Here is a 6397-nt window from a genome sequence, read left to right as displayed (position 1 = left end):
CATATCCGCCCTTGTGGATTGCATATCCGGAAACGGGCAAAAACGGGTTCGGGATGCAGAAAAGGGCAGATATGGAATCTGCCCTATGGGTCACAAAAATCGTGGGTATGGGTTCTGGATGCAGAAAAGGGCAGATATGGAATCTGCCCCTACGGGTTGTGGAACCGTTTTTATTCTTCCAGACAATCCTCTTCCAGGGCGACCAGGGTCTGATATTGTTCCCGTTTTCTGACAACACGGGTGGTATCGCCGTCCACGAGGAGTTCGGCCGCCCGGGCCCTGGAATTGTACTGGGAGGACATGACAAATCCGTAGGCACCTGCCGAGTGGACGGCCAGGAGTTCGCCGGGTTCCACTTGCGGGAGGTCCCGATCCTGGGCCAGGAAATCGCCGGATTCGCAGATGGGGCCGACCACGTCCACGTTCTTTTCCGGGCGTCCCTTGGGTTCGACCTCGGCGATGCGGTGGAAGGAACCGTAGAGGGACGGACGGACCAGGTCGTTCATAGCCGCGTCCACGATGACAAAATCCTTGTCGGTTCCCTGTTTGATATACTCAACCTGGGTAACCAGGATGCCCGCGTTCCCGGCGATGACCCGGCCGGGTTCGAGGATCAGGGTCAGGTCCATACCTTCCAATGCCTTTTTCAGGGCCAGACCGAATTCCTTGGGGTGGGGCGGTTCCTCTTCCTGGTAGGTGATGCCGAGGCCGCCACCGAGATCCAGATATTTGATGGTGATACCGTTATCAGCGAGCTGGGCGTGGAGATTTTTGAGACGTTCGATGCTTTCGATAAACGGTTCGATGGTGGTCAGCTGGGACCCGATGTGGCAATCGATGCCCACGGGAGTGATCCCGGGAAGATCCCGTGCCTTCACATATACTGACACGGCCTGGTCCATGGGGATGCCGAATTTGCTCTTCTTGAGTCCGGTAGCGACGTATGGGTGGGTCTTGGGGTCCACATCGGGATTGATGCGCAGACTCACGTTGGCCCCGAAATTGTAATCGGTTGCCACCTTGCTGATCCGTTCGAGTTCTTGTTCGGATTCCACGTTGAACATGAGAATACCCGCAAACAATGCCTCCTGGATCTCGGCCACGGATTTGCCCACACCGGAATAGACGATTTTCTTGGGATCGATGCCCGCACGAAGGGCCCGGAACAATTCGCCCCCGGAGACAATATCGGCACCTGATCCCTCCTTTTTGAGCAGATTGAGCACGCACAGGTTGGAATTGGCCTTGACCGAATAACAGATCAGGTGATCGATGTTCTCAAAGGCCGAATCAAAGGCCTTGAAATGCCGCCGCAATGTCTTGGCGGAGTAGATGTACAGGGGGGTACCGTATTCCTCGGCAAGTTCCTTGATACGGACGTCCTCGGCATGGAGTTCGCCGTCTTTATACTCGAAATAGTTCATGCAATTTCTCCTGAATGTAAACGTAGGGGCGATTCATGGGTCACCCCTACGGTTGAGATACATTTTTCGGTCTTTATCCTTTATCGTTCAGCCTTTTCGACAAACATCACCTCAGATGGCACCGACTGTAACGACGGATGCACATTGTACCCCACGATCCGCCACCGGAACCCCGTTGTTGTGGGAAGCTGGCAATAGACCAGGGCCAAATTCGGCCCATCACGGGTAATCCGGGAATCGTCCATGTCAAAGGAAATGGTCTGCCGAGCCTGGAAGGGGCAGGAAGGGCACTCCTCGTCAGCCGGGGCCAATTCCAGATCCACGCGGGAGAGGTTGCCATAGGCGCCTTCCAGAGTGGCATTGATATCCAGGCAGGTATCTCGGGATGTGGCGGTGATTCCCTCCCAAGAAAACCGGTCCTCTTGAGCCCGTGGTTCCGGCCAAACCTTGAGCCCGCAGCCGGTTGAGCTACAGAGGGCGACGAGTAAAGCGGCCAAAACAAACAATCTGGTGGTGTTAGGCATTGTGTGCATCCTGTTTCCATTTGTTCAAGAGGGTCAATGCCTCAAGAGGGGTGAGGCCGTCGATGTCCATATCCTGCAATTCCCTGACAATGGGATGGAGAGGTGGTGGTTCGGGTTCGTCCTTAGCCCGCGCCGATTGCGCACCCCCCAAACCGGGGAGCAGGGGTTCTCTGGTGGTGACCTCCCTGACAGCCTGGCCATATTGGCGTTTGGAGGATCGCTCCAGCTGGTCCAGGATCTCCCTGGCCCTCTGGACAACAGGCATGGGCACCCCAGCCAGACGGGCCACTTCGATGCCGTAACTCCTGTCAGCAGGTCCGGGAACCAGACGTCGAAGAAAAATGATGTCGCCCTTCCATTCCTTGACCGCGATGTTCAGATTCCTGACCTGGGGGATGTCGCCTTCAAGAGACGTGAGCTCGTGGTAATGGGTCGCGAACAGGGTACGGATACCGCCTTGCCGTCTGGCCAGTTCCTCGACCACCGCCCATGCCAGGGACAATCCGTCAAAAGTGCTGGTGCCCCGTCCTATCTCATCAAGGATGATCAGGCTGCGCTTTCCGGCCTGGCGCAGAATCCTCGCCGTCTCGTTCATCTCGACCATAAAGGTGGACTGGCCCTGGGCCAGATTGTCCGAGGCCCCGACACGGGAGAAAACCCGGTCGCACAATCCCAGGCAGGCCTTTTCCGCAGGAACCAGCGATCCCATCTGGGCCATGACCATGATCAGGGCGGTCTGGCGCAGGACCGTGGATTTTCCGGCCATGTTCGGACCGGTGACCAATAGGACCCGACCCGTTTCGGCCATGTTCAAATCATTGGGAATATAGTTGGAGCTTCCCTGCACGGCCTCGACAACCGGGTGTCTCCCCCCCTTGATGGAAAGTTCCAGCCCGGTGTGCAGTTCCGGAACCACCCACGACCATCTGCGTCCAGCATGGCCGAGCCCCTGCCAGTAATCGATCCGTGCAAGAATACCGGCCATGGCCATAAACCTGTTGCGCACCGAGGCGACCTGTCCGCGCAGGGCCGTGAAAAGGTCGTACTCCCTGGTCTTGCGTTTCTGGGCTGCGGAAAGGAGCTTTTCTTCCAGCTCCTTGAGTTCTTCGGTGATGTACCGCTCGCTGTTTACCAGGGTCTGACGCCGGATGAAATGATCGGGAACCGGCTCTTTGCTGGCCTTGCTCAGTTCGAAATAGTACCCAAAGACACGGTTGTACCCGAGTTTCAGCCTGGAAAGATTGTTCTCCTGCTGTTCCTTGTCCTTGAGTCCGGCCAGGGTGGATTCGCCGTGCTCGGTCAGTTCGATGAGTTCATCGAGTTCGGGATCAAACCCCTGCTTGAAGAGACCGCCTTCAGTGATCAAGTGGTTGGGAGTGTCGAGCAAGGCGCGGTGCAGGAGATCGTGCAGGGATTCCAGGTTGTCCCATCCGGCAAGGACCTTTTCCAACAATCGGGGCGGTGTGGTGAGCGAAAAAAGGAGCTCCTGGAGTCTGGGAAACCGGGAAAGACTCTGGCGCAATCCGATGAAATCCTTGGGCGAGCAGCGGTTGAGATAGATTCTGGTGCACAGCCTCTCCACGTCATAGACCGCATCCAATGTACTGCGGACCCTGCCGGTCAACCCGGGGTCGTCAAAAAACAACCGGACGGCTTCCTGGTTGGCCTGGATAGCGGGCAGGTCCTTGGAGGGCTGGTGGAGGCGCTTTTCCAACAGACGCTTGCCCATAGGGGTCATTGTCTCGTCCAGAACATGGAAGAGGGTGCCTTTGCCCTTGCGTCCATCCATACGGGTGAAAAGCTCCAGATTCCTCTCCGTGACCTCGTCGAGCATGACCTGACCGGAAAGATTTATCGGAGAAAAGGGGGCGAGACAATGTTGGTCCTGCTTTTGGGTCTGGGAAAAATACGCCAGGATGGCACCACAGGCCTGGACGAGCAGGGGCTTGTCGGCAAGATCAAGGGGATCGAGACTGGAAACATTTTGCGACCGCAGAATCCTTTCCTTGGCGTTACCAGCGTCAAAATATCCGACACGTGGCAAATGGGTCACGTTGGCAGTGATATGACCATGTTGGGGAGGGATGAGAACGGATTGGGGCAGGAGTAATTCCCGGGGATGTATCTTGCCGACCCATTGCCACAGGAAATTGACGTCCTTGGCCACAAGCCCGGTCCATTCTCCGGTGGTACAGTCGGCCCAGGCCAGGCCACCGCCGTTTTTGCCATCCGTGAAAAGGGCGGCAAGATACTGGTTTTCAGCGGTTTCCTGGGCGAGATCCTCGACAATGGTTCCAGGTGTGAGCACCCGGGTGACCTCCCGTCTGACCAACCCCTTGGCTTCCTTGGGGTCTTCGACCTGATCGCATACAGCTATCTTGTACCCTTTTTCTATCAACTGCTTGAGATATTCATTCTTGGCATGGTGGGGAACACCACACATGGGCACGGGGTTGTCCGCATTGGGATTGCGTGAGGTCAGGGCAATCTGCAGTTCACGGGCGGCAATTTCGGCATCTTCAAAGAAAAGCTCATAAAAATCGCCCATGCGATAGAACAACAGCGCATCCGGATATTCCTGTTTGGTCGACAGGTATTGTTCGAGCATCGGGGTGAGTTTAGCCTTGGTCATGCCGGAAAGGGATCAGTCGTTGAGGGATTTGCGGAAACGGATGGAATGCCAGGTTTGGCATCTGGGACAGACATAGAAAAGCTGTTCCCGTTTCAGGCCGCAGTGGGAACAGACGAATCGTTTCACCCGTTGGGCCCGCTTGAGGAAAAATTCGAGCTGGACACTGAAAACCGGATTCAGGGATTGCTCGGGCAGGGAAAGGAGCAGGACCTCGAGACGCGTGGGCCAAAAATCGGGATCAAGGACCAGTGATTTTTCCAAGCAATTCCTGGCCTCTTCGGTGTCCCCGGCCTGGATGTGCAAGAGGGCCCCGTAATAAAGGAGCAGAAGATCATCGGCAAAGGGTGTTATACAGACGAGAGCGCGGGCGCAGGCCTCCGGATGAACATGATCGTTCCGCTCTTCCCCGCCGGTATTCATCCCATGCTGGATCAACCCTTCGAGGAGAACGAAACGGAGTTCCCGAGATATGTGCCCGAGCCCCGCCCCAAGATGCTTGCTAAAATTTTTCCAGTCGGCACGGTCGTGATCGCGGATGATATATTCCAGCCAGGCCTCCACGGACCCCGGATAGACCTTGATCGCCCTGGCCAGCCATTTTCTGTCCTCGTCGCGATTTTTTTCCGCCCCCCCAGTGGCCAGGTAGTGGGCGTACCGGACAAGATAATGCGCCTGACCAAGGGGAAATCCGAGCCCGTCACAGTATTTGGAGGCCGCGAGATAGTCCCCTGTCTTGGCGGCGAGATCGGCCATTTCCTGGAGGATCGAGCTGTCCCGTCCGTACAATTTTTGGGCGTTTTTCAGGGCATCCTCGGCCCTGTCCATGAAGCCGGCCCTCTTGTAGTCCTTGCCGAGTTCAAAATAGGCCCGTCCCTTGAAATCATTGTCCAGCCCCGGTCGGATGATCAAATTTTGGCGGATCTGTATCGCCCGCTCTATCTCCCCCTGGGAACGGTAGAGATTTCCAAGGGCCAAATAGGTCTCGACACTGTCGGAGTTGTTTTTGACAACCCGACTCAACTCCCCGATAGCGGCCAGGGTATCCCTGGTGGACAGGGCACTGCCGCTCTCCATGCGCAGTGAGGAGCCAGCGTCCTTGGAGGATGTTTTTGTCCCCATTGCGGACAGGATTTTTTTCCACAGTGTCATGCGATCGTTTGACCCCGTTGGAACCGTTTCCAGTATAAGAAAAAATGGCCGGATTTATTTGTCAACCTAGAAAAAAGGCGCACCTGCCCCGGGTCTATCGGGGCAGGCGGTGTGCTGGGTTCCGTGTGAACATCCCCTTGCAGGGATGGCAAGGAGCGGTTTCCATAGCAAGCGGGATTATGCCTGTTCCGGTTCCACGGAAACCGTTTCCGGCTGATAGTCGCTCTCCTCGATGGGCATATTTCTGAGAGAGTTGAGTTCCTCTTCTTGTTGCTTGATGGTCTTGCGTGCCACACGGAGCTCGCGCGTCAGACGGATTTTTTCGCACATAAAATATACCAGGGGTAAGATGGCCCCAGCAACGAATGCCAGCAGTATGAGCAGATAGTGCGGCACCGGGGCGCTGGTTACGTGCCAGGAAAAAAGCCCGAGTTGGAGAGTGAGGGTCTGGACCAAAACGTCCGTATTCTGCACAAAAAAGAGCATGGATACGAAAAACAGGGCTACCAGACACAGGACCTTCAGATAACGCATGTTAATACTCCTTGCTGAAACGGTTGATATTTTTCAAACCCAGGGGTTTGTGGGGGGAAAGATAGGTTGCCTTGAAATATTAAAAATTTTAGAGAGTTATAAAATTTTGGAGATTTTGGGGAGGTAAGAAATTA

General features: G+C 55.6%; 5 protein-coding genes. All 5 read right to left on the bottom strand.

Features of this window, described 5'->3' with window-relative positions; translation table 11 throughout:
* Nucleotides 1-170 precede the first annotated feature (170 nt).
* The 5 genes from lysA to ACY692_RS08900 all read right to left on the bottom strand — a co-directional run bounded on the left by lysA (nt 171) and on the right by ACY692_RS08900 (nt 6263).
* The gene (gene lysA / locus ACY692_RS08920) at nt 171-1424 is read right to left on the bottom strand and encodes a diaminopimelate decarboxylase (RefSeq protein WP_462325008.1); all 1254 of its coding nucleotides are present in this window, start codon (nt 1422-1424) and stop codon (nt 171-173) included.
* An 80-nt stretch (nt 1425-1504) separates the two neighbouring features.
* Nucleotides 1505-1948 carry a hypothetical protein gene (locus ACY692_RS08915; RefSeq protein ID WP_462325007.1) on the bottom strand — a complete coding sequence of 148 codons (444 nt, stop codon included), beginning with the start codon at nt 1946-1948 and terminating at the stop codon, nt 1505-1507.
* Nucleotides 1941-4580, bottom strand: a complete 2640-nt coding sequence (gene mutS / locus ACY692_RS08910; protein ID WP_462325006.1) for a DNA mismatch repair protein MutS — start codon at nt 4578-4580, stop codon at nt 1941-1943. Before mutS ends, ACY692_RS08915 begins: the two co-directional genes overlap by 8 nt.
* 12 nt (nt 4581-4592) lie before the next feature.
* The gene (locus ACY692_RS08905; protein ID WP_462325005.1) at nt 4593-5729 is read right to left on the bottom strand and encodes a tetratricopeptide repeat protein; all 1137 of its coding nucleotides are present in this window, start codon (nt 5727-5729) and stop codon (nt 4593-4595) included.
* Between the two features lie 177 nt (nt 5730-5906).
* Nucleotides 5907-6263, bottom strand: a complete 357-nt coding sequence (locus tag ACY692_RS08900; protein ID WP_462325004.1) for a LapA family protein — start codon at nt 6261-6263, stop codon at nt 5907-5909.
* Between the last annotated feature and the right edge of the window lie 134 nt (nt 6264-6397).

This window comes from Desulfoplanes sp. (assembly GCF_054921335.1).
Note: the sequence above shows the minus strand (reverse complement) of the source record. Positions and strands in the feature narration are given on the sequence as shown.

What these genes read in the sequence shown, in the direction of transcription:
- lysA (WP_462325008.1), bottom strand. Translation starts at nt 1,424, where the DNA reads ATGAACTATTTCGAGTATAAAGACGGCGAACTCCATGCCGAGGACGTC.
- ACY692_RS08915 (WP_462325007.1), bottom strand. Translation starts at nt 1,948, where the DNA reads ATGCCTAACACCACCAGATTGTTTGTTTTGGCCGCTTTACTCGTCGCC.
- mutS (WP_462325006.1), bottom strand. Translation starts at nt 4,580, where the DNA reads ATGACCAAGGCTAAACTCACCCCGATGCTCGAACAATACCTGTCGACC.
- ACY692_RS08905 (WP_462325005.1), bottom strand. Translation starts at nt 5,729, where the DNA reads ATGACACTGTGGAAAAAAATCCTGTCCGCAATGGGGACAAAAACATCC.
- ACY692_RS08900 (WP_462325004.1), bottom strand. Translation starts at nt 6,263, where the DNA reads ATGCGTTATCTGAAGGTCCTGTGTCTGGTAGCCCTGTTTTTCGTATCC.